Below are 26,430 nucleotides of genomic sequence, written 5' to 3'. Positions count from 1 at the left end.
GGAACTCGTCTCAGGTCTCGGTTGCATCGGGCTACCAGCGGCCCTCCGCCTTGCCGTAGGCATAGAGCGCGATCAGCCCCAATGTCACCAGCGTCGAGCCGATCAGCACGATGCGATCCCAGCGCAGCTGCGTTTCGTCGTCCCGCTGCAGCGTCAGCAGCGAGAACAGAGCCTTCATGGCGAAGCGGCGCATCCAAGCAATCCCGGCACGGGCCGCCGCATCGCGGAGTCGGCCTTTCCGCGAGCTTAGCGCGAAGCGCTGCTGCGCCGCCACTCGCGCGGCGACACGCCGAACTGCTCGCGGAACACGCGGCCGAAATGCGAGAGGTCGTTGAAGCCCCAGGAAAACGCGATCTCGCCGATCTGACGATGCCCCAACGCCGGCGAGCCGATGTCGCGCCGGCAGTGCTTGAGGCGCTCGGCCAGAACGAAGCGTTGAAACGACAGCTGCTCGTCCGAGAACAGGTCGCTGACGTAGCGCGCCGACAGGCCGACCTCGCGCGCGATGGCCTGCAGCGACAGCTCCGAATCCGACAGCCGCGTCCGGATATGCGCCTTGATGCGATAGAGCAGGGCCGCGCGATGGCTGGAAGACGGCAAGGGCTGCGAGCTGAGCCGCTCCGTCAGAGTCATGGCCAGGAGGTCGGCGGCCTGATCCGCGAGGTGCTCGGCATGCTCGACGCCGATGTGATCGGCGCGCTCGCACAGCTTGATGATGAAGTCATAGGCGAGCGGCTGCAGCGGACTGTCGCTGCCGAAAGTGATGGCCGTGACAGCCTCGGTTGCGCCAATCCTGCGCTGCAGCATCTCGCGCGGCAGCTTGAACACGGTCTGCCGGAAGGCCGCGTCGAATTGCAGCTCATAAGGCCGCGTCGTGTCGTAGATCGCGAACTCGCCGGGACGGATCACCGTGTCGCGGCCGTCCTGGGTGACGCCGCCGGTGCCCTCGCGCCCGAGCGCGATCAGCACGTAGTCGGCATCGGCACGCGCGATGCGCTGTGTTGTCCGGCGGACGCGCTGCTGGTCCGAGGCAACCTCGGAGCAGACGGCCCGGCCCAAGGTCGTGTGCGTCACCGCACCGCGAAACGCGCTGCCGAGATCGGACGTGCAGTCGAGGCCGACATAGACGTCGCAGACGATATCCTGCCACAGCGCCAGCCGGCGGTGGCCCGGGCTTCCATCCGTCGTGAACAGCACCGGCATCGCTCCGTTTCCCTCCGCTTTCGTGTCGCGTGGATGGTCGGATCTGCAGCAAGTTCTGGGCCGGCTCGTCTGACTGGCGGCCGCAGTCGAGTTTTCGTTCCCACCAAGACGAGCGCGAATGACGGCCGAGGTCAATACTCCCCGGCGAGGCGCGGCGCCTTGCGCCGCCGATCCGGACGAGGGGAGACGAGCGATGGGACTGGCACATCCGAAATACAAGGTCGCGGTGGTGCAGGCGGCGCCTGCCTGGCTCGACCTGGACGGTTCGATCAAGAAGACGATCGCGCTGATCGAGGAGGCCGCCGACAAGGGCGCCAAGCTGATCGCATTCCCGGAGGTGTTCATCCCCGGCTATCCCTGGCACATCTGGATGGATTCGCCGGCCTGGTGCATCGGCCGCGGCTTCGTGCAGCGCTATTTCGACAATTCGCTGGCTTATGACAGCCCGCGGGCCGACGCGCTGCGCGCCGCGGTGCGCAAGGCGAAGCTGACGGCCGTGCTCGGCCTGTCCGAGCGCGACGGCGGCAGCCTCTACATCGCGCAATGGCTGATCGGTCCGGACGGCGAGACCATCGGCAAGCGCCGCAAGCTGCGGCCGACCCATGCCGAGCGCACCGTTTACGGCGAGGGCGACGGCAGCGATCTCGCCGTGCATGACCGCGCGGATATCGGCCGGATCGGCGCGCTGTGCTGTTGGGAGCATCTGCAGCCGCTGTCGAAATACGCGATGTATGCCCAAAACGAGCAAGTGCACGTCGCGTCCTGGCCGAGCTTCTCGCTGTACGATCCGTTCGCGCCGGCGCTCGGCGCCGAGGTCAACAACGCTGCCTCGCGCGTCTATGCCGTGGAGGGCTCGTGCTTCGTGCTGGCGCCCTGTGCCACGGTCTCGCAGGCGATGATCGACGAACTCTGCGACCGCCCCGACAAGCACGCGCTGCTGCATGTCGGCGGCGGCCATGCCGCGATCTTCGGGCCCGACGGCTCGATGCTGGTCGAGAAGCTGCCGCCCGAGCAGGAGGGCCTGCTGATCGCCGAGATCGATCTCGGCATGATCGGAATCGCCAAGAACGCCGCCGATCCCGCCGGGCACTATTCGCGGCCCGACGTCACGCGGCTGCTGCTCAACAAGAAGCCGTTCAATCGGGTGGAAACGTTTGCGCTTCCCGTCGACACCGTCGCGCCGGGGGAGGCCCAGGCGGCCGGGTGACCGGCCGGGGGCAACGCGGCCGCCATCGACGGATACATTGGCAAACCGTGTCACCCTGATGATGGAGATATTCAGGCTCAATTGCGTCGGTGACGGCTCAAACGGCTTGCGTTCGCCCCCAGATTGCTTCACGATTTCGTGGGCACGGGGGGAATCTATGTTCGTAGAGTGGCGCAATATCGGCCTTTTGGGCGCTCTTTTTCTTGGCGCTTTTCTTCTTGGCGCTTGTGCGTCGAGTTCGGCTGACATTACGCCGACCTACGTTTCTCCCATGATCTATCAGTCCTACAACTGCCAGCAGCTTGCAATGGAGGCTCAGAGCGTCTCTTCGCGCGCCGCTGTTCTCTCCGGGGCTCAAGACAAGCAGCGGACGAATGATACGATTGCGACCACGGCAGCCGTCGTGATCTTCTGGCCGGCAGCATTTCTCGTCGGAGGAGATAAGCAGACTGCCGCCGAGCTGGGCAACATGAAGGGGCAGATGGTGGCCATCGAGCAGGCCTCGATCGCGAAGAAGTGCAATATTCAATTTCAAAGGCCGGAGCCAAAGGCCGAAGAAAAGTAGGTCGTCGGTTTCTCGATCCTTCGATCTTTTCAGATGAGGGCGAACGAGTTCGGCGACATCTAGGTCGATGTCTCGCGAACGCCCCGTGCGATCGCCTTCTGCGCATCGAATTCGGCCCGCCGCCGCGCGAGCTCTTCGGGAGCGAGCATGGCGGTTGCTGTAGTCGCGCTTCCAGCCGTGATCGGCGCTCCACTGCAATGGTGATTGCACGGTCGTCCGTGCGGCTGGTGAACTTTCCAGAACACGCAGCGCGAGCTCGAGCGTGAAGGCTTGCGACGCGGTGTCGTGCGGCTTGCCGGCGGAATTGCCGAGCGGGAAGTCCGAGAACAGAAAGCGCGGCGCGGCCGCATGCTCGACGATGTCCTTGGCGCAGCCCATCACCACGGTGGCAATGCCATTGGCTTCGAGATGCCGTGCCACGAGGCTGACGGTCTGATGGCACACCGGGCAGTTTGGCACCAGCACGACGGCGTCGATGTCGTCGGCGCGGCAGCGCGCGAGAATCTCAGGCGCATCGGTCTCGATCGTCACACGCTGGCTGCGATTCGTCGGCGCGCCGAAGAAGCGCGGTCCGATGGCGCCGATGCGGCCCTCGCGTGCGAGCCGTATCAGTTGCGGCAGCGGAAACCAGGTGCCGGAATCGTCGGCCGAGGTGTGCGCGCGATCATAGGCGATGTGGGAGATGCGCAGATCATGCTGCGCCGAGGTGTCTCCGTCATAGACCCGGTAGAACTTGGCTGCGCCATTATAGGCCGCGCCGGGCCCCTGATCGCCTTTCGCCGGATCGTAGGGCGCGGCCGTGGTGATGAGGGTGACACGGGACTGCGCGAGCGGCTTGCGCAGTGGCTGGAACGGGGCCGACGTGTAGTGCGCCCAGCGGTAGGGCGTGTCATAGCCGATCGCGAGATAATAGTCGCGCGTCCGCGCCATGTAGGACAGCGGGGCGGCCTCCTCGGGAGCGAAACCGAGCTTGTCGTCGGTGGTTGCGGTCATTGGTTTGCGTTCCTGAAGCGATCGCCCGATTGCTAGCGGCGCGGCGGTGCGTGTCAAGGCGTCGCGTGTTGGAACCCGGGCGGCCCTGAAGCTTTGTCTGTCGGCAATTGGGCTCGCCGGCAATCGGTCCGACCGTTCTTCATCGTCTTCATGCATATTTCGATCTCGGCAGCTCTTGGTGTCGTTGTCTGCCTCATGGTCGCGACGACCGGTCACGTCGCCGCCAACGAGGGCGAGACCGTTTGGCCCTTGGCGGACGGGGCGCCGGCAGGGTCGGGGGACGGAGGCGCGACGTCCGCGGGCGCGAAGGAAGACGACAAACCGGCCGAGCCGAAGGAGAGCGGGACGCGCGAGGCGATCTGCCTGATGATCGAAGCCGCCGCCAAGGCGAACGACCTGCCGCTCGAATTCTTTGCACGGGTGATCTGGCAGGAGAGCCGCTTCCAGACCGATGCCGTCGGGCCGGTGACGCGCAATGGCCAGCGTGCCCAGGGCATTGCGCAATTCATGCCGGGCACGGCGAGCGAGCGCGAGCTGCTCGATCCGTTCGACCCGGTGCAGGCCCTGCCGAAGTCGGCGGAGTTTCTGGCCGAGCTGCGCAATCAGTTCGGTAATCTCGGTCTTGCCGCCGCGGCCTACAATGCCGGTCCCCGCCGGGTGCAGGACTGGCTTGCCGGCAAGGGACAGATGCCCTGGGAGACGCGCAACTACGTCTCGGCCATCACCGGCGCGTCGGTCGACGATTGGGCTGCCGCGGGGAAGGGCGGCAAGGCGCGACCGAACCCGCCGCCGACATCGTGTCGTCAGCTGATGGCGCTGTTGAAGCGCGCACCCAACCCGTTCGTCAGAGAGCTCGAGCAGCACGTCGCGCTGTCGGCCGCGAAGCCTTGGGGCGTGCAACTCGCCGCCGGCTTCGACCGCAACCGGGCACTCTCGATGTATTCGCGCGCCATCAAGGGGCTGGGCGCGGTGATCGGCGATCGCGACCCGAGCCTGCTTTCGTCGGTGATGCGCTCACGCGGCAACCGCGCCTTCTACCAGGTGCGGATCGGCGCCGAGACCCGGCCCGAGGCGGACGCGCTCTGCAACCGCATCCGCCGCGCCGGCGGCGCCTGCTTCGTGCTGCGCAACCGGGCCTGAGGCGGACGGCTTGCGCCGCGTGCAGAGCCGCGCGCGCGTGGTGGTGGTTGACGCGGAGCGGTTTCGCCAGCCTTATCGCGGTCCGTTCCGCTGGGCCGCCCGTGACACTTCCTCCACTCGATTCTCCGCAATGGCAAGGCTCGCTCAAGGCGTTCGGCTGGGGCCTGCGCGCGACGTCGGCCACCATCCTGTCGCTGGTGCTGTTCGTCACCTTCATCGGCATCGGCGCGCTCGCGCACGACACGCATTTCAGCATGCTCTGGGCGATCCTGAGCACGGTGCTGGTGTGGGCCGGCCCGGCGCAGATCATCCTGGTCTCGACGCTCGGCTCCGGCCAGACCATCCTGCAGTCGGCGATCGCAGTCACCATGAGCGCGATCCGGCTGTTTCCGATGGTGGTGGCGGTGCTGCCGCTGATCCGCTCGCCTGACACCAGGCGGCGGCATCTGGTGCTGATCGCGCATTTCACCGCGGTCACCTTGTGGGTCGAATGCTATCGCTTCCTGCCGCATGTGCCGCGCGAGCGCCGCATCGCTTTCGTGCATGGGCTCGGCTCCGGGCTGATGGGGGTGGCGCTGGTCGCCACCATCATCGGCTATCTCCTGGCCGCCAACCTCTCGCAGACCTTCGGCGCCGCCGTGCTGCTGCTGACGCCGCTGGCGTTCCTGTTCTCGACCTTGCGCAATGCCAAGGAGCTCGCCGACGTGCTCGCGCTCGGTCTCGGACTCGTGCTCTATCCATTGGCCGCGCAGCTCAACAGCGGCGTCGACATCCTGGTCAGCGGCGTCGTCGCGGGCACGCTCGCCTTCGGCGTCCACAAATGGCGCGAGCGACGGGAGGCGGCATGAGCGACTTCATCGGCGACTGGCACGCGCTCCTCGTGCTGCTGGTAGCGGGCGTGATCCCGAACCAGATCTGGCGCCTGCTCGGCCTGTGGTTCGGCAGCGGCCTCGACGAGGGCTCGGACCTGCTGATGTGGGTCAAAGCGGTCGCCACCGCGATCCTCGCCGGCGTCATCGCCCAGATCCTGGTGCAGCCGCCCGGCGCGCTCGCCAGCGTGCCCTGGGGCCTGCGCTATGGCGCCGTCGTCGCCGGCCTCGCCGCCTTCCTGGCGATGCGCCGCTCGATCTTCGCCGGCGTCGTCTGCGGCGAGGCGGTCATGCTGGCCGGCAAATGGTGGCTCGGCTGAATTGCGCGGCCGCAATTGCGGCGCCACCGCGTTCGGCTAGATTGCCGGAAGGCCTGAGGATTCCGGAATGACCACAGACACTGATCTACGCCCGGGCGAAGTCGCCGTCGACGTGCCGCTGCCGCGCGATGCCTCGCTGTATTTCATCGGCCGCATCCGCACGCCCTGGACCTCGCGGCTGGAGACGCCGCGTCAGGGCAGCTTCGAGGGGCCGGTGTGCCGGCTGGAGATCTTCGAGCCGTGGGTCCCGGCGCTGCAGGGCATCGACGCCTTCAGCCATCTGCAGGTGCTGTATTGGCTCAACCGCGCCCGCCGCGATCTCGTCAGGCAGAGCCCGCGCCATCACGATGGCGAGACCCGCGGCACCTTCGCGCTGCGCTCGCCGGTGCGGCCCAATCCGATCGGCGTGTCGACCGTCCGCTTCGTCGCGCTGGAGGAAAGCACCGTGCTGGTGCGCGGGCTCGATTGCCTCGACGAGACGCCGCTGATCGACCTCAAGCCGGACCATTGCGTGTTCACGCAGGCGCCGGGTTCTGGCGACAACGACAATGGCGGAGCTCGATAGCCAACGTGAACAAGCGGCCGCAGAAGACCGTGACTCCGCTGGATGCGATCACTGCTGATCTCGTTGCCGTGCTGGTCGCGGTGACCGACGGCGATCCCCGGATCATGACGATCGAGCACGCTGCGGCGCTGCCGAGCGGGCCGTTTCAGTTTGCGCACCGCTCGCTGCAGATGGGGCTGCGTGCCTGGGTCGAGGCGCAGACCGGCCATCCCCTCGGCTATGTCGAGCAGCTCTACACCTTCGCCGATCGTGGCCGCTCGGGAGATCCCGAGGCGCCGCATCGCATCTCCATCAGCTATCTCGGCCTGACGCGCGAGGAGGAGGGGCGAGAGAGCGGCGATGCGCAATGGTCGTCTTGGTACGACTACTTCCCCTGGGAGGATCATCGCGACGGACCGCCGGCTATCCTGGCGAAGATCATCGCGCCGAAGCTGAAGGCCTGGGCGCGCTCAGCCGATGAGCCGGCGCTGCAGAAGACGCGATGGCGCCGTGCCGCCATCACCTTCGGCCTCGATGGCCGCGAATGGAACGAGGAGCTGGCGCTGCAGCGCTACGAGTTGTTGTACGAGGCGGCGCTGATCCCCGAGAGCGTGCGCGAGCAGGGCGGCGAGGCTGCCGTTCCCGGCCTCGCGATGACGGGGGATCATCGCCGTATTCTCGCCACCGGCATCGCCCGGCTGCGCGCCAAGATCAAATATCGTCCGGTCGTGTTCGAGCTGATGCCGGACGAATTCACGCTGCTGCAATTGCAACGCAGCGTCGAGGCGCTGGCCGGACGGCTGGTGCACAAACAGAACTTCCGCCGCCTCATCGAGCAGCAGGAACTCGTTGAAGAAACGGGCGCAATGGCGGCCGACACGATCGGCCGACCGGCCAAGCTGTTTCGTTTCCGGCAGGGCGTGCTGGCAGAACGCGCCGTGGTCGGAACCAAGCTGCCGCTCTCGCGGTCGTGATCTCCAGCTCTTGACATGACTTATGCTCAGGATAAGTATAAGCCATCTTATGCTCATGGAGAGTATAAATGGCCGAGCTTATTCTGCCCGCGATCGCGCCGCAGTCGTCTTTCCCTGACCGCCTGCGGCGAGTGATCCCTCCGCCCGAATGGGCCGTCTTTGAAGAGGATGTCGAAGCCATCCTGGCGCTCAAGCGGCGGCGCAACGCCGTGGTGCTCGCGCACAACTATCAGACACCCGAGATCTTCCACGGCGTCGCCGACATCGTCGGCGACAGCCTGCTGCTGGCGCGCGAGGCCACCAAGATCGATGCCGAGGTGATCGTGCTCGCCGGCGTACACTTCATGGCGGAGACGGCGAAGCTGCTCAATCCCGGGAAGACGGTGCTGATTCCGGACCTCGATGCGGGCTGCTCGCTCGCGGAATCCATTACCGCCGCCGACGTCCGGCTGATGCGCGCGCGCCATCCCGGCGTGCCGGTGGTCGCCTATGTCAACACGTCGGTCGCGGTGAAGGCGGAGTCCGATGTCTGCTGCACGTCGGGGAATGCCCTGGAGATCGTGGAGTCGCTCGGCACGGATCACGTCATCATGCTGCCGGATGAGTATCTGGCCCGCAATGTCGCGGTGCAGACGAAGGTGAGGATCACGGCCTGGAACGGCCATTGCGAAGTGCATGAGCGCTTCACCGCCGAGGACGTCCGCACCTTGCGTGACGATCATCCCGGCGTCACCGTGCTCGCCCATCCGGAATGCCCGCCGGAGGTGGTGGCGGAAGCCGACTTCGCCGGCTCGACCGCGGCGATGTCCGACTATGTCGGCGCGAAGCGGCCGGCGCGGGTGGTGCTGCTGACCGAATGCTCGATGAGCGACAACGTTGCGGTCTCGTATCCGGACATCGCGTTCATCCGGCCCTGCAATCTGTGCCCGCACATGAAGCGGATCACGTTGAAGAACATCCGTCATGCGCTTGAGACCAACACGCACGAGGTGACGATCGATCCCGCGATGGCCGAGCGCGCGCGGCGCTCGGTGGAAAGGATGCTGGCGGTATGAGCATCGATCTCTCGCAACTCATGGGTTGTCCCGTGATCATCGGCGGCGGTGCCGCCGGACTGATGACCGCGCTGCAGCTCGCGCCAGAGCCCGTCGTGTTGCTGTCGAAGTCGCCGCTCGGCGCCGAGGCGTCGAGCATGTGGGCGCAGGGCGGCCTCGCCGCCGCTGTCGGCGGTGACGATGAGCCGGCGCTGCATCTGCAGGACACCCTCCTTGCCGGCGCGGGCCTGTGCGATGAAGCCGCGGCACGCCGCATCATCGAAGCGGCGCCGGCGGCGGTTGAGCGCCTTGCACAGCTCGGTGTTGCATTCGATCGCGACGCGAGCGGGCGCTGGCGCCTCGGCCTGGAGGCTGCGCACAGCCGCAACCGTATCGTCCACGCCACCGGCGACGGAACGGGGCGCGAGATCATGCGTGCGCTGATCGGGGCCGTCCGGCGCTGTCCGTCGGTGACGCTGCTGGAAGGCGTCGAAGCGCGCCGGCTGATCGTCGCTGACAATGCCATTCAGGGCGTGCTCGCGGTGCGCGGCGAGGAGCCGCTCGTGCTCGCCACGGCGCGCGTCGTGATCGCGACCGGCGGCATCGGTGGTCTCTTCCTCGACAGTACCAATCCCTCCGGCTGTTTCGGCCAGGGACTGGCGCTGGCGGCGCGGGCAGGGGCGGTGCTGTCCGATCTCGAATTCGTGCAGTTTCACCCCACCGCCTTCGACGGACCGTCGCGGCCGCTGCCGCTGCTGACCGAGGCGATCCGCGGCGATGGCGCGGTGCTGATCGACGAGACCGGCACGCGCTTCATGGCCGACGAGCCCGGCGCGGAACTCGCGCCGCGTGACGTCGTGGCGCGGGCGGTCTGGCGTCGTCGCGCGGCGGGCCATCGCACATTCCTCGATGCAAGGCAGAAGCCGGGCAGCGCCTTCGCGGCGCGCTATCCCGTGATCACCGCGTTCTGCCGCATGGCCGGGATTGATCCGGCCGTCGATCCGATCCCGGTGCGGCCGGCCGTGCACTACCATATGGGCGGCGTCGCCGTGGATGCGATGGGGCGCAGCACCGTCGATGGTCTCTGGGCCTGCGGCGAGGTCAGCCGCACCGGTTTGCACGGCGCCAACCGCCTCGCCAGCAACTCGCTGATGGAAGCCATCGTCTGCGCGCAATGGGTGGCCGAGAGCGTGGCCGGCTCGCCGTCACGCGCAGCCAAGCCCGGAGAGGCCGCAGCAATCCCCGCCGCATCCGATCCCGCAGCGGTACGCCCGCTGCTGTCGAATGCGCTCGGCGTGCTGCGCGACCGCGATCGGATGACAGTCGCGATCCGGAGCCTGCTCCCGCTGGCGCTGGGAGCAGAGGCTGCGGCCGATCCTGCCGTGGTCGGCCTGATGATGTCGGTTGCGGCCCTGGCGCGGGCGGAGAGCCGCGGCGGGCATTGCCGCACCGATTGTTCGGACACACTGCCTGTTGCGCAGCCGTCCCGCTTCACATGGGCGTCCGCGATCGCCGCCGCGCGGGAGATCGCCGAGACCGAGCGTCCCTCGTTCAGGAGCGTCGCATCATGACCCTCAATCCACTCTCGCCTTTGCTCTACGAGCCCCTGGTGCGGATGGCGCTGCTGGAGGATCTCGGGCGCGCCGGCGACGTCACCACGGATGCGATCGTGCCCGCCGAGCAGCGCGCCTCCCTGAAGCTGCGGGCGCGCCAGCAAGGCGTGATCGCCGGGCTCGAGGTTGCGCGCTGCGCGTTCCAGGCGGTCTCGCCCGAGGTCCGCATGGAGATCGTTCGGCCCGACGGCAGCGCCGTGACGGCCGGCGACGCGATCGCCACCATCAGCGGCCCGGCGCGGGCGCTGCTGACCGGTGAGCGCGTCGCGCTGAACTTCCTCTGCCACCTGAGTGGCGTCGCCACCGCGACTGCCTCGCTGGTCGCGGCGGTGAAGTGCACGCGGGCGCAGATCGTGTGCACACGCAAGACCACGCCGGGGCTGCGCGCGCTGGAGAAGTATGCGGTGCGCGCCGGCGGCGGCGGCAATCACCGGTTCGGGCTCGATGACGCGGTGCTGATCAAGGACAATCACATCGCGATTGCCGGCGGCATCGAGGCGGCGATCACGAGGGCCAAGGCTCATGCCGGCCATCTCGTGAAGATCGAGGTGGAGGTCGACAACCTCGCGCAGCTCGAGGAGGCGCTGGCGCTGGGCGTCGACGCTGTCCTGCTCGACAACATGACGCCGGCGGAGCTCGAACGCGCGGTCGCCATGGTCCGGGGCAAGGCGATCACCGAGGCGTCGGGCCGGATCACCGTCGACACCGCGCCGGCGATCGCGGCGGCCGGTGTCGACCTGATCTCGGCCGGCTGGATCACGCATTCCTCGGCCGCGCTCGACATCGGCCTCGACGACGCCTGATCAGCCCTTCAGTGCCGCGATCAGCTTCGCGGCGTTGTCCTCCAGCACCTTCGGATCCTCCTTGCGGCTCGCCGGCGGCAGCAGGGAATCCCCGTTGTGGCGCGGCATGATGTGGACGTGGAGGTGGAACACCATCTGGCCGCCGGCATGCTCGTTGAACTGCTGCACGGTGATGCCGTCGGCAGCGAACGCGGTCTTGGCGGCGCGGGCGATGGTCCGCACGGCGCGGCCGACGTGGAGGTAATCCTCCTCGGTGATATCCAGGATGTTGCGGGCCGCCGCCTTCGGGATCACCAGCGTATGGCCGGGGACGCGCGGCATGATGTCGAGGAAGGCCAGCACGTGGTCGTTCTCGTAGACCTTCACGCAGGGGAATTCGCCGCGCAGGATCTTTGCGAACGGGTTGTTGGGATCGTAGGCGGTCATCGGCAGGTCCTTGTGCGGTTCCTCGTGGTGCGCCTTACTTCCATCCGGACGCGCCGCCGGTCAAGGCTGCTCGTCCGCCTCCTTCCGGAACGGGGCCGATTCAGCCAGCTCGCGCCCGGCCTCCTCGATGTAGGCGCGCTCGCGCTTGAGGTAGTCGTCGATGGCCCGGCGCAGACCGCGGTCGGCGATGTAGTGGGCGGAGTAGGTGGTCTGCGGCAGGTAGCCGCGCGCGATCTTGTGCTCGCCCTGCGCGCCGGCCTCGACGACGGCCAGCTTGTGCTGGATCGCGAAGTCGATGGCCTGATAGTAGCAGACCTCGAAATGCAGGAACGGGTGGTGCTCGGTGGCGCCCCAGTTGCGGCCGAACAGCGTGTCCGAACCGATGAAGTTGATGGCGCCCGCGATCCATCGGCCCTCGCGCTTGGCCATCACCAGCAGCACGTCGTCCGCCATGCTCTCGCCGATCAGCGAGAAGAACTTGCGGTTCAGATACGGCCGGCCCCATTTGCGCGAGCCGGTGTCCATGTAGAAGTCGAAGAACGCATCCCAGGCGTCCTCGGTGATGTCCTTGCCGGTCAGCCAATGAATGGTGATCCCCGCGGCCAACGCATCGCGCCGCTCGCGCTTGATCGCCTTGCGGTGGCGCGAGTTCAGCGTCGCCAGGAAATCGTCGAAGCTGGAAAAGCCCTGGTTGTGCCAGTGGAACTGCTGGTCGGTGCGCTGCAGGAAGCCCTGTGCGGCCAGCAGCTCCCACTCGGCCTGACGGGCGAAGGTCACGTGCACCGAGGAGGCCTCGCTGATCCCGCACAGCGCTTTCAGGCCTTGGGCGAGAGCGTTGCCGATCATGTCCCGGTCCTGGTCGGGGCGGATCAAGAGCCGCGGCCCGGTCGCCGGCGTAAAGGGAACGGACACCTGCAGCTTCGGATAATAACGCCCGCCGGCCCGCTCATAGGCATCGGCCCAGCCGCGGTCGAAGACGTATTCGCCCTGCGAGTGGGACTTCAGATAGCAGGGCACGACGCCGAGGATCTCGTCGCCGAGCTTCGCCACCAGATGCCGCGGCGCCCAGCCGGTGCGCAGCGTGGCCGAGCTGGAGGCTTCGCAGGCCGACAAAAAAGCGTGGGAGACGAACGGGTTGTAGGACGGGCCGCAGCCAGCGGATGAGCCGGGTGCGAGGCGGCCACCGGGATTGGCGCAGGCGTCCCAGGCGGCGGCCGGGATCTCGGACATCCCGGGAACGGCTTCGAGCGTGATCTCAGGTGAGGCCATCGAACCCTTGAACAAGAGGCTGGCTGGGAACGCTCAGAAGCGACCCCCGGATTGCCATGTCTTCAAGATCGTGCATCGCAGCACCGAGTTCAAGGCCAGCCTCACGTCTCCGGCGTAAACCCTTCGAAGATCATCTGATCCGCGTAGCGCGCCGCAGTGGCGCGCTGCTCGGGGGTACGGACGGTCCAGGTCAGGAGCGGACATCCGAACACGTTGCGCGCGACCCACGGCGCCGCCGCGGGAAGCTGCTGCACCCAATAGGCGACGAAATGCGGCTGCGTGCTCATGCCGTGCTTGAGGTGCAGCATGCCGTCGCGCTGCTCCTGCGTGAGCTTGGCCCAATAGCCGTCCTCATAGGTGCGCTGGGCGACGATCCCGCGGGTCAGGTTCGGCATGGTCTCGCGCAAGGCGCGGACCTGGTCGGGATCGAACGACATGCCGACGACCGGGCCGGAGTAGGAGGCGAGAACCTCGGCCATGCGCCGGACCAGGCGATGATCGCCCTGGAAGGTGCTCTTGACCTCGACCACCAGCGGCACGCGTCCGCCGATCAGGTCGCAGAGGTCCTTGAGCGTCATCATCCGCTCGTCCGTCTGCTTGAAGCGGATAGCCTTAAGCTCGGCGACGGTCTTCTCGATCAGCAGCCCGGAGCCCTCGGTGAGACGGCCGAGCTCGTAGTCGTGATGCACCATCGCCTCGCCATCGGCCGACAGCTGGATGTCGCATTCGATCGCGAAATTGCCGGCGACGGCGCCACGCGCGGCGGCCGGCATGTTCTCGATGATGCCGCTGGCCGCATCATGCAGGCCGCGATGGGCGACGGGGCGGGCCGTCAGCCAGTCAGGTGCGCGCATTCGCCCCGTCCATTCTTCCCAGTTTCGAGCTCACTCGACCTCGAACACGCCTTCGACCTCCACCGCCGCGTCCGACGGCAGTGCCGACACGCCGACGGTGGTGCGAGCGTGACGGCCCTTGTCGCCGAAGGCGGCGACCATCAGGTCGGAGGCGCCGTTGAGCACCTTGGGGCCGTCGAGGAAGTCGGGCGCCGAATTGACGAAGCCGCCGAGCCGGACCACGCGCACGACCTTGTCGAGATCGCCGATGGCCGCCTTCACCTGCGCCAGCAGGTTGATGCCGCAGCCCTTCGCCGCCGCATAGCCATCCTCCAGCGAGACTCCGCCGCCGAGCTTGCCGGATGCGATCATCTTGCCGTCACCGCCGAGGCAGACCTGCCCGGAGACGAACAGCAGATTGCCCGTGCGCACGAACGGAACATAATTGGCCACCGGTGCCTTCGGTGCCGGCAGCGTGATGCCCTGTGCCGTCAGATTTTGTTCGACCGTACCCGCCATCTCAAATCCCTGTCCTGTCGCCTGAGAACCGGTCCCGTGCCGGACCGCCGCCCTGTTTGGCGCAGTTGCCAGTGACATGCAAGCAGCCGGCACCGGCGCGATTCCGGCGCATGCAGCGCACGTATCCGTGAGACAGCCGCAGTTGCGACGTATTGCAGCGGTCTCTAATGTGACGCTTTAACGATACGTCCCCCGAGGAAAACTCATGGCTCATTCGTTTCGACTGTCGATGGGAGCGCTCGCCCTCGCGGCGATGACGTTCGGTCCGGCGCAGGCCGGGGCGGGCGTGCCGTTCCTGCCGCACCAGGCGCTCTATGATCTCAGCCTCGTGAAGTCGCGCGGATCGAGTCCGGTCAACAGCGCGCGGGGCCGCATCCTCTACAATTTCACCGGCAATGCCTGTACCGGCTACACCTCGGAATTCCGCCAGGTCTCGGAGCTCGATCTCGGCGAGGGCAAGGTGACGTTGAGCGATCTGCGCTCGACGGCGTGGGAGGACGGTGCGGGCAAGAGCTATCGCTTCAAGATCGACTCGCGAATGAACGACCAGGCCTCGAGCCCTGTTGACGGCATGGCCGAGCGCACCGGCGATCACATCACCGTCAAGCTCAAGCAGCCCGAGGCGAAGACCTTCACGCTCGACGGCTCCACCGTGTTTCCGACCGAGCAGATCCAGCGCATCATTGCTGCCGCGCGCGAAGGCAAGTCGCTGCTCGAGCTGTCGGTCTATGACGGCTCCGACAATGGCGAGAAGGTCTACAACACGCTGACCGTCATCGGCGCGGCCGTGCCGGGCGACAAGGCCGCCGCCAAGCCGGATGCCTCGACCGACAACAACGAGATGAAGACGATGACGCGCTGGCCGGTGACGGTCAGCTATTACGACCGCGATGCCAAGCGGACTGAGGGCGAGCAGACGCCGGTCTATGCGATGTCGTTCGAGCTCTACGAGAACGGCGTCTCGCGCGCGCTCGTGCTGGACTACAACGACTTCGTCATTTCCGGCGCGCTCGGCAAGTTCGACGTCAAGGACGCCAAGGATTCCAAGTCCTGCAGCAACTGACCGCGTCGTCATTCGGTCGGCTCCGGGCCGTCATAGGCGATGCCGCGGATGACCGCGGCTTGGCCGAATTTCTTTCGCAAGGCATCCATCGCGCGCTCGGCCGAGGCCGAGCGGCGGTCGAGCATATCGGTGTCGGACGCCTCCGAGCCCGGGCGTAGCGCGCTGACGCCGGCGCCCATCAGCCGAAACGCGGTGCCGTCGGTCTCCCGCGCCAGCATCTCCTTGCAGATGGCGAAGATCTTGCCGGCGAGCTGCGTCGGCGCCGCGATCGACTGCGAGCGGGTGCGCTGGCGGAAATCCGCCGTCTTCAGCTTCAAGGTGATGGTGGAGCCGGCGAGCTGGCTCGATTTGAGGCGCGCGGACACCTTCTCCGACAATCGCCACAGCATCTTTTCCAGGGTCGCATAGTCGCGGATGTCGGTGTCGAAGGTGGTCTCGCTGGAGATCGTCTTGGCGCCGCGATCGGCCTCGACCTTGCGATAGTCGATGCCGCGCGCCAGCCGCCACAGCCTGCGGCCGTCGCCGCCGAACTGCTTCATCAGCTCGATCTCGTCGGCCCGCTGCAGGTCGGCGATGGTGCGGAAGCCCTGGTTCGCCAGCCGCTGCTGGGTCGCCGGACCGACGCCGAAGATGAAGCCGACCGGCTTGCTGGCCAGCATCATCACGGCCTCGTCCTGGTCGAGCGCGGCGAAGCCGCGCGGCTTGTCGAGGTCGGAGGCGATCTTGGCCAGGAACTTGTTGCAGGACAGCCCGACCGAGACGGTGATGCCGATGGTCCGTTCGATCTCGCGGGCGAAGCGCGCCAGCACCTTGGCCGCGATCATGCCGTGGACGCGCTCGGTGCCGGCGAGATCCAGGAACGCCTCGTCGATCGACAGCGGCTCGACCAATGGCGTCAGCGCCTGCATCGCCTGGCGAACCTCGCGGCCGACGCGAACATATTTGGCCATATCCGGGCGAATCACCGCCGCCGACGGGCACAGCTCCAGCGCCTTGAACATCGGCATGGCCGAGCGTACGCCATAGGTGCGGGCGATATAGCAGGCGGCCGACACCACGCCGCGCTTGCCGCCGCCGATGATGACGGGCCGGTCGGCCACTTCGGGATTGTCGCGCTTCTCGACGGTCGCATAGAAGGCGTCGCAGTCGATATGCGCCAGCGTCAGCTGGGGCAAAGCGCGGTGCCGGACGAGGCGCGGCGAGCCACAGGCGGTGCAGCGGCGCGCGCTGGAGGCGAGATCCGACAGGCAGTCGCGGCAGAAGCAGGTCGGCCCGCTGACCGCGTGCGACGCTCCCTCTGGCGCTGGCGGCATCACGGCACGTCGCGCTCCCACTGCCGGTCGCCCAATACCTGCCTTGCTGCCATGATATTGGTCGGATGTAACTTGGAGTGGGCGGCAAAAGCCTTTACCGTCTCGTCGTCGCGCAGCACGAAATCGAGCACGCTGACCAGGAATTGCGGGTCGGCGGCCGAGGATCGCAGCGTTTCCGGCCCAATCCCGGTCTCGGCCAGGAACCGGCCCAGCCGCTCCGGTTCCCCGGCGAGGAAAGAGAGGGCCTGAACTGCAACGATTTCAGCGACTTCGCGCGGATTTCGAACGGGCTTTTTCAACGGCGCATTTGCCTTTCCATTAACTTGTCGTCTCTACTTTGCGCGCATCATGCCCGAGTCTTCGAAGCGGGTTCAAGCAAGTGGAAACCATCTCGGGCAAAGATGGAATGCCGCCTTAACAGCTTTGAACGAATCTGGGGCTAGTTTGAATTAGATCAGGTGCGGTGGACAGAGGTCCACCGGAGGACATGCCGGTGTCAGTGATTCGGAGGGGCGGATGGGCAAGACCGTCCTGATCGTGGAAGACAATGAGCTCAACATGAAGCTCTTCCGCGATCTGTTGGAGGCCCACGGTTACCAGACGTCCGGCACCTCCAGCGGCGTGGAGGCGCTCGACATCGTGCGCCGGACCCGGCCCGATCTGATCCTGATGGACATCCAGTTGCCGCAGGTCTCGGGCCTGGAGGTGACGAAATGGATCAAGGACGATCCCGATCTGCGCGCGATCCCGGTGGTCGCGGTGACCGCTTTTGCCATGAAGGGCGACGAGGAGCGCATCCGCGAGGGTGGCTGCGAAGCCTATCTTTCCAAGCCGATCTCGGTCGGAAAATTCATTGAAACCGTGCGACGTTTTATCGGCTGAGGAGTTTTTGCAGTGTCCGCGCGCATCCTTGTGGTCGACGACGTCCCCGCCAACGTCAAGCTGTTGGAGGCGCGGCTGTCGGCCGAGTATTTCGACGTGCTGACCGCCTCGAACGGCGCCGAGGCGCTGCAGATCTGCCAGCGCGCCGAATGCGACATCATCCTGCTCGACGTCATGATGCCGGACATGGACGGCTTCGAGGTCTGCCGGCGGCTGAAGTCGAATCCGGCGACGCATTTCATTCCCGTGGTGATGGTGACGGCGCTGGACAGCCCGTCCGACCGCGTGCGCGGCCTGGAGGCCGGCGCCGACGATTTTCTCACCAAGCCGGTGTCGGACGTGGTGCTGATCGCGCGCGTGCGTTCGCTGACGCGGCTGAAGATGATGACCGACGAGCTGCGCATGCGTGCGCTCACCTCGCTCGAGATCGGCGTCCAGGCGCCGGAGCGCAGCGCGGTCGCCGACGCCGGCCGGGGCGGCAAGGTCCTGCTGGTCGACGACCGGCCGTCGTCCTACGAGCGGCTCGGGCCGATGCTGGCGACCGAGCATTCCGTCGACGTCGAGCCGAATCCGTCGGAGGCGGTGTTCAACGCCGCCGAGGGCAATTACGACCTCGTCATCGTCTCGCTCGACCTCAATGATTTCGACGGCCTGCGGCTGTGCAGCCAGTTGCGCTCGCTGGAGCGCACGCGTCACGTGCCGATCCTGGCCATCGCCGAGGCCGAGAACAATTCGCGGCTGCTGCGCGGGCTGGAGATCGGCGTCAACGACTACCTGTTGCGCCCGGTCGACAAGAACGAGCTGCTGGCCCGCGCCCGCACCCAGATCCGCAAGCGCCGCTACACCGATCATCTGCGCGACAACGTCCAGAACTCGATCGAGATGGCGATCACCGACGCGCTGACGGGCCTGCACAACCGCCGCTACATGGAGACGCATCTGGCGACGCTCGCCGACCAGGCGGCGAGCCGCGGCAAGCCGCTGGCGCTGATGATGCTCGACATCGACTACTTCAAGTCGATCAACGACAATTACGGCCATGATGCCGGCGACGACGTGCTGCGCGAGTTCGCGATGCGGGTGCGCAAGTCGATCCGCGGCATCGATCTCGCGTGCCGCTATGGCGGCGAGGAGTTCGTGATCGTGATGCCGGAGACCGACCTGCACGTCGCCGGCATGGTTGCCGAGCGCCTGCGCCGCTCCGTCGCCAACGAGCCGTTCTCGGTGCACAAGGGCGAGAAGCGCATCGAGGTCACGGTCTCGATCGGGCTGTCCACCCTGGAGCAGAAGGGTGAGCCGATCGCCGACGTCATGAAGCGCGCCGACACTGCGCTGTACCGTGCCAAGAACGAAGGCCGCAACCGTGCCGTTGCGATCGCCCCGGTGCATCCGCCGGCGCCGTTCCTGCCGCAGGCCGCGGGTCGCGGCCGATAGAGGGCAGGGCGGGTCCGCTCTTAAGCCAAATAGCCAATGGGCGTGAGTTTCTCCGCTGTCATCACCCGCGAAAGCGGGTGATCCAGTATTCCAGAGACATCGTGGTTCACCGAGCCGCCGCGGCGTACTGGATCGTCCGCCTTCGCGGACGATGACGGTTGTGGGTGTCGCAGGCAACGTCGCATCGATCATCAAGCCGAACTCATGCAGACGAGTTCTTCCATCCTCGCCGCGCCTCCGCGCCCGAGCTGTGCCATTCAAAGCCCTCTTCGAGAACAGAGGGCGCAGGGAAGGCCGGGTGCGGGTCGCACCCATGGTCCGCGTGCAGCAAAAAAAGCACGCGGCAGAACCACAGGTACGGACCGGACATCCGGCCCTCCCTGCGCGATGGCTTTACGGCTTACTCCGTGCTCTCCCCGGGGACCGGCTGTCTTGCCCCCGTCACCAGCGCGCTCGTCGCAGCGCCCGCTTGGCCTCAGCGTCGGGAGGCCAGGACCACACGGCTTCACCGTGCGCACCAGGATGTTCGTCCGCGCGGACAAGCCACGCTGCAACCCGAAACGCCCACCGCACCCCACCTCACGCTCGTGACGATCGCGATGCGCCCCTCATGGCGAGGTGGGATGGACGGTATGTAGCATATCTTTCGGAAAAACGAAAGATGAAAATTGCGGTTGGAGTGCCCGTCACGGCGATCATGTTGAGATCATTTGAAAAGTTGGTTTTTTGGAGCGGCGCTCTCCCGGAGGCTGCCGGGCGCCGGGTCGATTTCTGAGCGCGCGAAGCTTCAGGATGGCTGATGATGGTCACGCCAGGATTGATCGGCCTGCGAGCTTCGTTGATCTCGTGCTAGCATGCGCTCCCAGGACGGTTCGTGATCTCTGGAGACTGCCATGAAGGCGCTTCGTATCGGTGCTCTGAGTGGTGGGCTGATGGTGTGCGGACTCCTGATCCTCTACGCCTTCGGTGTCGAGACCAATACCGTGGTGTTGGGACTCTTGGGAGGTGTTGCCGCATGGTTGGCTGGCTTCATCGAGGACCGTTTCATGGCCGCTCGGCCGGTGCGGTAGCGCGGATCAGCGCCAGTGCCGTAGAGCGGATGAGCGGAGCGTAATCCGCCGCTTGTCCGGCCGTGAAATGGCGGATTACGCTGGCGCTCATCCGCCCTACGACACGTCGCAAAGTCATCAGCTCGAAATACTCCCGTCAGAGATGTGCCGTCATGCGGAACATCTCTTGATTTCATTCGATGTCGGTGGTATCCAGGTCTCATGAGCACATCGATCCGCATCGTCAACTTCGATCACATGACCCGCTTCGGCTGGGCCGTGGAAGGAGTCGCGCGCTAGGAGATCGACGACGCGATGTTCTCACCAGGCCCCGCCGGCATCGGACGGGGCCTTTTCGTTTGGCCTTTGCTCGCTGCCGGCACAACAGCAGGAGCGGAGCATGCCACCCCACCAGACCAACTCGACGATCGACGTAGGGCACGTGTCAGGGCTCATGGTCGATCTCTCGATCGCGTCAGTTACCGATGCGATCAGCAGCGTGCAGCCATCGACGCAGTCCGAGACGTCCCTCGCAGCGTTGCGAGAGGTGTTGTCGGAGAAGGACGCGGCCGGCCCGCCGGCCACGCCGACCTGGCTGATCATCCGCCTGATCGGCCGATGCTGGCGCGCCGTTCAAGCATGGCAACGCCGCGAGTACGTGCGGGTAAGCCTCTACGAGCTGAGCGAACGCGAACTCACCGACATCGGCGTCACGCGTGCCGAGATCGAGCACATCGCCGCGCTGCAGACGCTCGACGGGTTGAGGGACAACCCGCGATATCTGATCTCGCGCAGGGGGATGTAATGGGGCGCGGACCCTGACGACGCAGAAAGCGGTTGGCCAATAGCGCGAGATTCCCGCCACGACGTCATTGCGAGCGCCAGCGAAGCAATCCAGGGGCCCGCCCACGACTCTGGATTGCTTCGCTGCGCTCGCAATGACGGAGGTGAGATCACGCCGTTCTCTCGGCACTCTTCTGCTGGAAAGATGGTCGGCGCATAGCTCGGCGGGACACGAGCCTCGCATGGCTGCCCATCTGCAGACGCCGGAACTACATGCCTTGATCTCGATCAATCACCGTGGTACTCACCAACCATGATCAACGTCGTGCGCCATTCCTACCGCAAAAATACGACCCGCTGCAGCCGGGCCGTGGGAGGAGTCGTGCGCTAGAATTTCGACGACACGATCATTCCACCAGGCCCCGCCGGCATCGGACGGGGCCTTTTGTTTGGTCACGCGTCCTGCCGGCATCACGCAGCAGGAGCGACCGATGCCACCTCAGACCCAACTCACCGCCGAGATCGCGCGCGATGCCGCCACGCGCAATCGTCCCCTCACATTGGTGAAGAACGCGGCGCACCAGGCGCCAGCCGCGTCGCGCTCAGAGGCATCCGCCACGGTGCTGCGCGATGTGGTGTCGGAAAAGAATGCAGCCGGGCCGCCGGGCGGCGCGGCTTCCTGGCTGTTCAGAGGGATTGCACGCTCTTGGCATGCGTTTCAGGACAGCTGCCGGCGCCGGAGAATGAGACTCCACTTGCGTGACCTAAGCGAGGCACAGCTGATCGACATCGGGCTCTCGCAAGGCGACCTCGACCATCTCGCAGCCCACCGCGCCCTCGAGCGCCTCAGATACGACATGGCGAATACCCTGATGTCCCGCGGCGTGATGTAGTCGTGGAGGAGACGCGGTGCTTGTCGGCAGGGCGGATCTGTGGAGGTCTGCCCTGACGTGCCGCCGCTTGTCCCAGGTGACGCGCCTCATGGATGAGCCGTGCTGCTTGCGACACCGTCATTGCGAGCGCAGCGAAGCAATCCAGGGCCGAGCAAGGACTCTGGATTGCTTCGCTGCGCTCGCAATGACGGAGTACTGGTCACGCGTCTCATTCCATGTGGTGCTCACGTGCAATCGCCTTTCGCGCTATCATCGCCCGTAACGATGGACAAACGAGACGACCCATGACGCAACATATCGGCATCGTCGGCTGCTCGGCCGAGGGCGCGGCGCTGTGTTACCGCACGATCTGCAAGGAGGGCGCCGACCGGCTCGGACCGCACGCGCATCCCGAGGTGTCGATGCACACGCCGTCGCTGGCCGACTATGTCAGATGCCTCGATCGCGGCGATCTCGCTGGTGTGGCCGAACTCATGCTGGCCTCCGCGCGCAAACTCGCCGCGGCCGGCGCGGATTTCCTGATCTGCCCGGACAACACCATCCACCAGGCATTGCCGCTGGTGCTGCCACGCTCACCCCTGCCATGGCTTGATATCGCCGACGAGGTGGCGAAGGAGGCCGTCAGGCGGGGCTATCGGCACGTCGGGATCACCGGCACGCGATGGCTCGTCGACAGCAACGTCTATCCCGACCGACTGAGTGCTCATGGCCTGAGATTCGAGCGTCCGGATGAGGCCGACCGTATCACCGCGAATCGCATCATCATGGACGAGCTGGTCAACGGCCGCGTCGAGCCTGGATCCATCGCGGCGTTTCAGGCGATCATCGCGCGGCTGAAGGCGAGAGGCTGCGATGCCGTCGCGCTCGGCTGCACCGAAATCCCGCTGATCATCGACGACAACAATTCGCCATTGCCGACGCTGGACTCGACGCGGCTGCTGGCCCGCGCCGCATTGGCGCGGGCGCTCGCCTAGGTCTCGGGCGGTCGGCGCCGCGGAGGCGTCGGCTGCTACCAGAGTTCCGCCGGAACCGCCCGGCGCTGCGGACGTTTGTCTGGGCCCCAAGGAGGAGCCCCAATGACAAAGCTGATGTTCGCGGTTGCCGTATTGTCTGTCCTGCCGTCCTTTGCCATGGCGCAGGGCCATATGGGCACGCCGCAGGAGCAGAAGGCGTGCGCGCCCGACGCCAAGCGCCTCTGTCGCGCTCAGCTCGGCGACGATTTCGGCGTGCAGAATTGTCTGATGCAGAACCGCGCCAAGCTGAGCAAGCGCTGCTCGGCGGTGTTCCAGAGCCACGGCATGTAGTCGCCGCGCAGCTTACGCGGCGCGCACCTTCCGCAAGAACTTCTCCAACTCGTCCTTCAGCCGATCGCTCTCGCGTGACAGCGAGTGCGCTGATGTGAGCACCTGCGAGGAGGCGGAGCCGGTGGCGTCGGCCCCCTTGCTGACGTCGCCGATGTTGCCGGCGACGCGGGCGGTGCCGCCGGCGACCTCCTGGACGTTGCGCGAGATCTGTCCCGTCGCCGCGCCCTGCTGCTCGACGGCCGCGGCGATGCCGGCCGCGATCTCCGAGATGTGCTGGATGGTGCCGCCGATCTGCTTGATCGAGGCGACCGAAGACTGCGTCGCGTTCTGGATGCCTTCGATCTGCTGGCCGATCTCCTCGGTGGCCTTGGCGGTCTGCGACGCCAGCGCCTTGACCTCGGAGGCGACCACGGCAAAGCCGCGGCCGGCATCACCGGCGCGCGCCGCCTCGATGGTGGCGTTCAAGGCGAGCAAATTGGTCTGGGCGGCGATCGAGGTGATCAACTTCAGCACGTCGCCGATGCGCTCGGCCGTGCGCGACAATTCGCTGATCCCGACATCGGTCTGCTCGATCTGGCGCACCGCTTCCTTGGCGATGCTGGTCGATTCGGTGACGCGGCGGCCGATCTCGTGGACGGAGGACGTCATCTCTCCCGCCGCCGATGCGACCGACTGCACGGTGGCCGAGACCTGGCCGGAGGCGGCGGCGGCGCTGGTCGACAGCTGCTGGGTCTGCTCGGCGGTCTTGCTCAGCGTATTGGCGGAGACCTCGAGGCTGCGCGCGTCCGCGTGAACCTTGTTGATGATCTGGCCGACGGTCGACTCGAACTCATCGGCCATGCGCTGCATGGCGACGTGCTGCTCGGTCTTGGCGGCGTCGAGATAGACCGAGATCGCGAGGTCCATGTCGATCATGGCTGCCTTGGTGATCGCGGCCTGCAACGCGGCCTTCTTCTCGCGGGCGGCCTGGCCGCCGAACCAGCCGTCGGAGAGCTCGGTCTCGATCGCCTTCTGCAGGCCGGTGACGATCAGCGAGTAGCCGGCGATGTACCAGCGGGGCTCCAGCCCCATCCGGTTGTGGGCGAGGCCGATCCGGGTGACGGACTTCACATAGGCGTCGTCGAACTTGGCCGTCGCCAGCGACATCCAATGGTCGAACTGGGCCTTGGAGGCATGCCGCATGGCAGCCTGGCTGGAGAACATCTTGGCGAGCGACGGCACCTTGCCGACATGGGCGTAGAACTGATCGAGCAGTCCGGGCAGCACCTTGCCGATCAGGGGCCGCAACTCGCGCAAGTGCTCTCTGGTGGCGTTGTCGATGCCGATGAAATCGAGACGGGATTGGAGAGTCGTCAGATCGGTCATCGGTGGTCCGCCCGTCAATCGATACGCAAGGGAGAAGCCCCGCTGCCGGGTGCCTCGTTACCCCAGAATTGCACGGGTTTGGTTGATGGTTCCTTACGACCGGAACCCGGATTTCAACTGATCGGGGAATGTGACCGGGATGCAGCGGGCAGGGCAGTCAGCCGCGACGGGTCCAGCGCGGAATGCGCAATAAAAAACGGGGCCGAAACGGCCCCGTCGAAGTCGTAAGCAGATCCGCGATCTTACTTGATCTTGGCTTCGCGGAATTCGACGTGCTTGCGCGCGACCGGGTCGTACTTCTTCTTGACCATCTTGTCGGTCATGGTGCGCGAATTCTTCTTGGCGACGTAATAGAAGCCGGTGTCGGCGGTCGACACGAGCTTGACCTTGATGGTGACCGCTTTGGCCATGTCTTGAACCTCTGGTATCGGGATCGGGGGTGGGCACCGGCCAAAGAGGGGGCGCCGTTGGCCGGCAACCTACCCAGCCAGCCCTCAAAGTCAAGGTTCGCCGGGCAGAATCTGCGCCTCTAGGCCGGGAAGAACCGGTTTTTCGGCCGTGGCAGGCCGAGATTGTCGCGCAAAGTGGGGCCTTCATACTCCGTCCGGAAGATCCCGCGGCGCTGCAGCTCGGGAATCACCTTGTCGACGAAGTCGTCCAGCCCGGCCGGGAGGAACGGGAACATGATGTTGAAGCCGTCAGAACCGCGGCTTTCCAGCCAGTCCTGCATCTGATCGGCGATCGTCTTGGCCGTGCCGACGAAGGCGAGCCCGCCATAGCCGCCGACCCGCTGCGCCAGCTGCCGCACGGTGAGCTTGTCGCGGGCGGCGACGTCGACCAGGCGCTGGCGGCCGCTCTTGGAGGCGTTGGTCTCGGGGATCTCGGGCAGCGGGCCGTCCGGATCGAAGCCGGAGGCATCGGTGCCGAGGATGACCGAGAGCGAGGCGATCGCGCTGTCGTAGTGCACCTTGCTGTCGAGCAGAGCGCGCTTCTCCTTCGCTTCATCGACGCTGTCGCCGACCACGACGAAGGCGCCGGGCAGGATCTTCAGATGCTCCGGATTGCGGCCGATCGTCTCCATGCGGCCCTTGATGTCGGCATAGAGCTTCTGTGCGTCCGCGAGGCTGCCGCCGCCGGTGAACACGGCCTCCGCCGTCTCGGCGGCGAGCTGCTTGCCATCCTCGGAGGCGCCGGCCTGCACGATGACCGGCCAGCCCTGCACCGGGCGGGCGATGTTCAGCGGCCCGCGAACCTTGAGGTATTTGCCCTTGTGGTCGAGCACATGCATCTTCTGGGGATCGAAGAACAGCCCACTCTCGACATCGCGCACGAAGGCGTCGTCGGCGAAGGAATCCCACAGGCCGGTGACGACGTCGTAGAACTCGCGGGCGCGCTTGTAGCGCTCGGCATGCTCCATGTGATCGTCGAGGCCGAAATTCAGCGCCGCATCGGGGTTCGACGTCGTCACGATATTCCAGCCGGCACGGCCGCCGGAGATGTGGTCGAGCGAGGCGAAGCGGCGGGCGACGTGATAGGGCTCGTCGAACGTGGTGGAGCCCGTCGCGATCAGGCCGATGTGCTCGGTGACGGCCGACAACGCTGAAAGCAGCGTGAACGGCTCGAACGAGGTCACGGTGTGGCTGCGCTTGAGCGCATCGATCGGCATGTTCAGCACGGCGAGATGATCGGCCATGAAGAAGGCGTCGAACTTGCCGGCCTCGAGCTTGCGGATCAGCTGCTTGAGATGGCCGAAATTGAAATTGGCATCCGGCCAGGCGCCGGGATAGCGCCACGCGCCGGTGTGGATCGAGACCGGGCGCATGAACGCGCCGAGCTTGAGTTGACGAGGGGCCATGAGGGCGTCCGAGGATGGTTGCTGTCTTTGAGGAGATAGGAACCTCGTGACCGCATGTCAGCAACTCGCCGCAGAACACGATTTCGTTTTTCATCTCGCGCGTAGCACGCGCATGCCAATGTTGGCCGACCAGCCAATCCAAATAGCGCTGTCGTCCCGGCGAACGCCGGGATCAAT

General features: G+C 66.1%; 29 protein-coding genes and 1 pseudogene. 18 read left to right on the top strand and 12 right to left on the bottom strand.

The window, feature by feature from the left end:
- Positions 1-31: 31 nt before the first annotated feature.
- The gene (locus QX108_RS06390) at positions 32-193 is read right to left on the bottom strand and encodes a hypothetical protein (protein ID WP_172113964.1); all 162 of its coding nucleotides are present in this window, start codon (positions 191-193) and stop codon (positions 32-34) included.
- A 53-nt stretch (positions 194-246) separates the two neighbouring features.
- Positions 247-1,203: a helix-turn-helix domain-containing protein gene (locus tag QX108_RS06385; RefSeq protein WP_315780371.1), complete on the bottom strand. Its 957-nt coding sequence runs from the start codon at positions 1,201-1,203 to the stop codon at positions 247-249.
- 193 nt (positions 1,204-1,396) lie between these two features.
- On the opposite strand from QX108_RS06385, the gene QX108_RS06380 reads away from it, so the two are divergent.
- Both QX108_RS06380 and QX108_RS06375 read left to right on the top strand, forming a co-directional pair.
- Positions 1,397-2,410, top strand: coding sequence for a carbon-nitrogen hydrolase family protein (locus tag QX108_RS06380; protein ID WP_315780373.1), 1,014 nt, complete (start codon positions 1,397-1,399; stop codon positions 2,408-2,410).
- Between the two features lie 37 nt (positions 2,411-2,447).
- Positions 2,448-2,975 (top strand): hypothetical protein, encoded by a 528-nt coding sequence (locus tag QX108_RS06375; RefSeq protein ID WP_315780375.1) that lies wholly within the window; start codon positions 2,448-2,450, stop codon positions 2,973-2,975.
- Between the two features lie 59 nt (positions 2,976-3,034).
- Here the strand turns inward: QX108_RS06375 and QX108_RS06370 are convergent.
- A pseudogene (locus QX108_RS06370) lies at positions 3,035-3,968 on the bottom strand (glycine reductase).
- A gap of 195 nt (positions 3,969-4,163) precedes the next feature.
- On the opposite strand from QX108_RS06370, the gene QX108_RS06365 reads away from it, so the two are divergent.
- The 8 genes from QX108_RS06365 to nadC all read left to right on the top strand — a co-directional run bounded on the left by QX108_RS06365 (position 4,164) and on the right by nadC (position 11,265).
- Positions 4,164-5,108 (top strand): lytic transglycosylase domain-containing protein, encoded by a 945-nt coding sequence (locus QX108_RS06365; protein WP_315780377.1) that lies wholly within the window; start codon positions 4,164-4,166, stop codon positions 5,106-5,108.
- A 101-nt stretch (positions 5,109-5,209) separates the two neighbouring features.
- Positions 5,210-5,956 (top strand): AzlC family ABC transporter permease, encoded by a 747-nt coding sequence (locus QX108_RS06360; RefSeq protein ID WP_315780379.1) that lies wholly within the window; start codon positions 5,210-5,212, stop codon positions 5,954-5,956.
- Entirely contained in the window at positions 5,953-6,297 is a 345-nt protein-coding gene (locus QX108_RS06355) for an AzlD domain-containing protein (protein ID WP_315780381.1), read from the top strand. The genes QX108_RS06360 and QX108_RS06355 overlap by 4 nt, the downstream gene beginning before the upstream one ends.
- A 67-nt stretch (positions 6,298-6,364) precedes the next feature.
- Positions 6,365-6,862 carry a tRNA (N6-threonylcarbamoyladenosine(37)-N6)-methyltransferase TrmO gene (gene tsaA / locus QX108_RS06350; RefSeq protein WP_315780384.1) on the top strand — a complete coding sequence of 166 codons (498 nt, stop codon included), beginning with the start codon at positions 6,365-6,367 and terminating at the stop codon, positions 6,860-6,862.
- The gene (locus tag QX108_RS06345) at positions 6,859-7,815 is read left to right on the top strand and encodes an NrtR DNA-binding winged helix domain-containing protein (protein ID WP_315780576.1); all 957 of its coding nucleotides are present in this window, start codon (positions 6,859-6,861) and stop codon (positions 7,813-7,815) included. The genes tsaA and QX108_RS06345 overlap by 4 nt, the downstream gene beginning before the upstream one ends.
- Before the next feature lie 68 nt (positions 7,816-7,883).
- The gene (nadA, locus tag QX108_RS06340; RefSeq protein ID WP_315780386.1) at positions 7,884-8,870 is read left to right on the top strand and encodes a quinolinate synthase NadA; all 987 of its coding nucleotides are present in this window, start codon (positions 7,884-7,886) and stop codon (positions 8,868-8,870) included.
- Entirely contained in the window at positions 8,867-10,420 is a 1,554-nt protein-coding gene (locus QX108_RS06335) for an L-aspartate oxidase (RefSeq protein ID WP_315780388.1), read from the top strand. The genes nadA and QX108_RS06335 overlap by 4 nt, the downstream gene beginning before the upstream one ends.
- Complete coding sequence (nadC, locus tag QX108_RS06330) at positions 10,417-11,265, top strand: carboxylating nicotinate-nucleotide diphosphorylase (protein ID WP_315780390.1); 849 nt, start codon at positions 10,417-10,419, stop codon at positions 11,263-11,265. Before QX108_RS06335 ends, nadC begins: the two co-directional genes overlap by 4 nt.
- Here nadC and QX108_RS06325 read toward each other — a convergent pair whose 3' ends face one another.
- From QX108_RS06325 to QX108_RS06310, 4 genes are all read right to left on the bottom strand, one after another.
- Positions 11,266-11,691 (bottom strand): HIT family protein, encoded by a 426-nt coding sequence (locus QX108_RS06325; protein ID WP_315780392.1) that lies wholly within the window; start codon positions 11,689-11,691, stop codon positions 11,266-11,268.
- Between the two features lie 60 nt (positions 11,692-11,751).
- Positions 11,752-12,960 (bottom strand): GNAT family N-acetyltransferase, encoded by a 1,209-nt coding sequence (locus QX108_RS06320; RefSeq protein WP_315780393.1) that lies wholly within the window; start codon positions 12,958-12,960, stop codon positions 11,752-11,754.
- 101 nt (positions 12,961-13,061) lie between these two features.
- Entirely contained in the window at positions 13,062-13,814 is a 753-nt protein-coding gene (locus QX108_RS06315; RefSeq protein ID WP_315780394.1) for a glycerophosphodiester phosphodiesterase, read from the bottom strand.
- Positions 13,815-13,844: 30 nt separating this feature from the next.
- Positions 13,845-14,312, bottom strand: coding sequence for a RidA family protein (locus tag QX108_RS06310; protein WP_315720586.1), 468 nt, complete (start codon positions 14,310-14,312; stop codon positions 13,845-13,847).
- A gap of 205 nt (positions 14,313-14,517) precedes the next feature.
- Here QX108_RS06310 and QX108_RS06305 point away from each other — a divergent pair, with 205 nt between their 5' ends.
- Positions 14,518-15,375 carry a cell envelope integrity EipB family protein gene (locus tag QX108_RS06305; protein WP_315720585.1) on the top strand — a complete coding sequence of 286 codons (858 nt, stop codon included), beginning with the start codon at positions 14,518-14,520 and terminating at the stop codon, positions 15,373-15,375.
- A gap of 8 nt (positions 15,376-15,383) precedes the next feature.
- On the opposite strand, the gene QX108_RS06300 is transcribed toward QX108_RS06305, so the two are convergent.
- A complete protein-coding gene (locus QX108_RS06300) occupies positions 15,384-16,688 on the bottom strand; it encodes a DNA polymerase IV (RefSeq protein WP_315780397.1) in 1,305 nt (434 codons plus the stop codon).
- On the bottom strand, positions 16,688-16,987 hold the full coding sequence (locus QX108_RS06295; RefSeq protein ID WP_172113982.1) for a DUF3572 domain-containing protein: 300 nt from the start codon (positions 16,985-16,987) through the stop codon (positions 16,688-16,690). Before QX108_RS06295 ends, QX108_RS06300 begins: the two co-directional genes overlap by 1 nt.
- Before the next feature lie 217 nt (positions 16,988-17,204).
- Here QX108_RS06295 and QX108_RS06290 point away from each other — a divergent pair, with 217 nt between their 5' ends.
- The 7 genes from QX108_RS06290 (at position 17,205) to QX108_RS06260 (ending at position 23,033) form a co-directional block, all read left to right on the top strand.
- A complete protein-coding gene (locus tag QX108_RS06290; protein WP_008964019.1) occupies positions 17,205-17,570 on the top strand; it encodes a response regulator in 366 nt (121 codons plus the stop codon).
- Positions 17,571-17,582: 12 nt separating this feature from the next.
- The gene (locus QX108_RS06285; RefSeq protein ID WP_315780399.1) at positions 17,583-19,004 is read left to right on the top strand and encodes a PleD family two-component system response regulator; all 1,422 of its coding nucleotides are present in this window, start codon (positions 17,583-17,585) and stop codon (positions 19,002-19,004) included.
- 893 nt (positions 19,005-19,897) lie between these two features.
- A complete protein-coding gene (locus QX108_RS06280) occupies positions 19,898-20,074 on the top strand; it encodes a hypothetical protein (RefSeq protein WP_315780401.1) in 177 nt (58 codons plus the stop codon).
- Positions 20,075-20,453: 379 nt separating this feature from the next.
- Complete coding sequence (locus QX108_RS06275; protein ID WP_315780404.1) at positions 20,454-20,858, top strand: DUF1127 domain-containing protein; 405 nt, start codon at positions 20,454-20,456, stop codon at positions 20,856-20,858.
- Between the two features lie 469 nt (positions 20,859-21,327).
- Positions 21,328-21,729, top strand: coding sequence for a DUF1127 domain-containing protein (locus tag QX108_RS06270; protein WP_315780406.1), 402 nt, complete (start codon positions 21,328-21,330; stop codon positions 21,727-21,729).
- Between the two features lie 284 nt (positions 21,730-22,013).
- Complete coding sequence (locus QX108_RS06265; RefSeq protein ID WP_315780408.1) at positions 22,014-22,703, top strand: aspartate/glutamate racemase family protein; 690 nt, start codon at positions 22,014-22,016, stop codon at positions 22,701-22,703.
- A 102-nt stretch (positions 22,704-22,805) separates the two neighbouring features.
- Positions 22,806-23,033 (top strand): hypothetical protein, encoded by a 228-nt coding sequence (locus tag QX108_RS06260; RefSeq protein WP_315720578.1) that lies wholly within the window; start codon positions 22,806-22,808, stop codon positions 23,031-23,033.
- A 12-nt stretch (positions 23,034-23,045) separates the two neighbouring features.
- Here QX108_RS06260 and QX108_RS06255 read toward each other — a convergent pair whose 3' ends face one another.
- The 3 genes from QX108_RS06255 to QX108_RS06245 form a co-directional block, all read right to left on the bottom strand.
- Positions 23,046-24,398, bottom strand: a complete 1,353-nt coding sequence (locus QX108_RS06255) for a globin-coupled sensor protein (RefSeq protein WP_315780410.1) — start codon at positions 24,396-24,398, stop codon at positions 23,046-23,048.
- 242 nt (positions 24,399-24,640) lie between these two features.
- Positions 24,641-24,808, bottom strand: coding sequence for a 50S ribosomal protein L33 (gene rpmG / locus QX108_RS06250; RefSeq protein WP_015666342.1), 168 nt, complete (start codon positions 24,806-24,808; stop codon positions 24,641-24,643).
- Between the two features lie 119 nt (positions 24,809-24,927).
- Entirely contained in the window at positions 24,928-26,253 is a 1,326-nt protein-coding gene (locus tag QX108_RS06245) for an LLM class flavin-dependent oxidoreductase (protein ID WP_315780412.1), read from the bottom strand.
- Positions 26,254-26,430: the final 177 nt, after the last annotated feature.

Origin of the sequence: Bradyrhizobium sp. SZCCHNR1002 (assembly GCF_032381435.1) — a bacterium.
GTDB lineage: Bacteria > Pseudomonadota > Alphaproteobacteria > Rhizobiales > Xanthobacteraceae > Bradyrhizobium > Bradyrhizobium aeschynomenes.
Note: the sequence above shows the minus strand (reverse complement) of the source record. Positions and strands in the feature narration are given on the sequence as shown.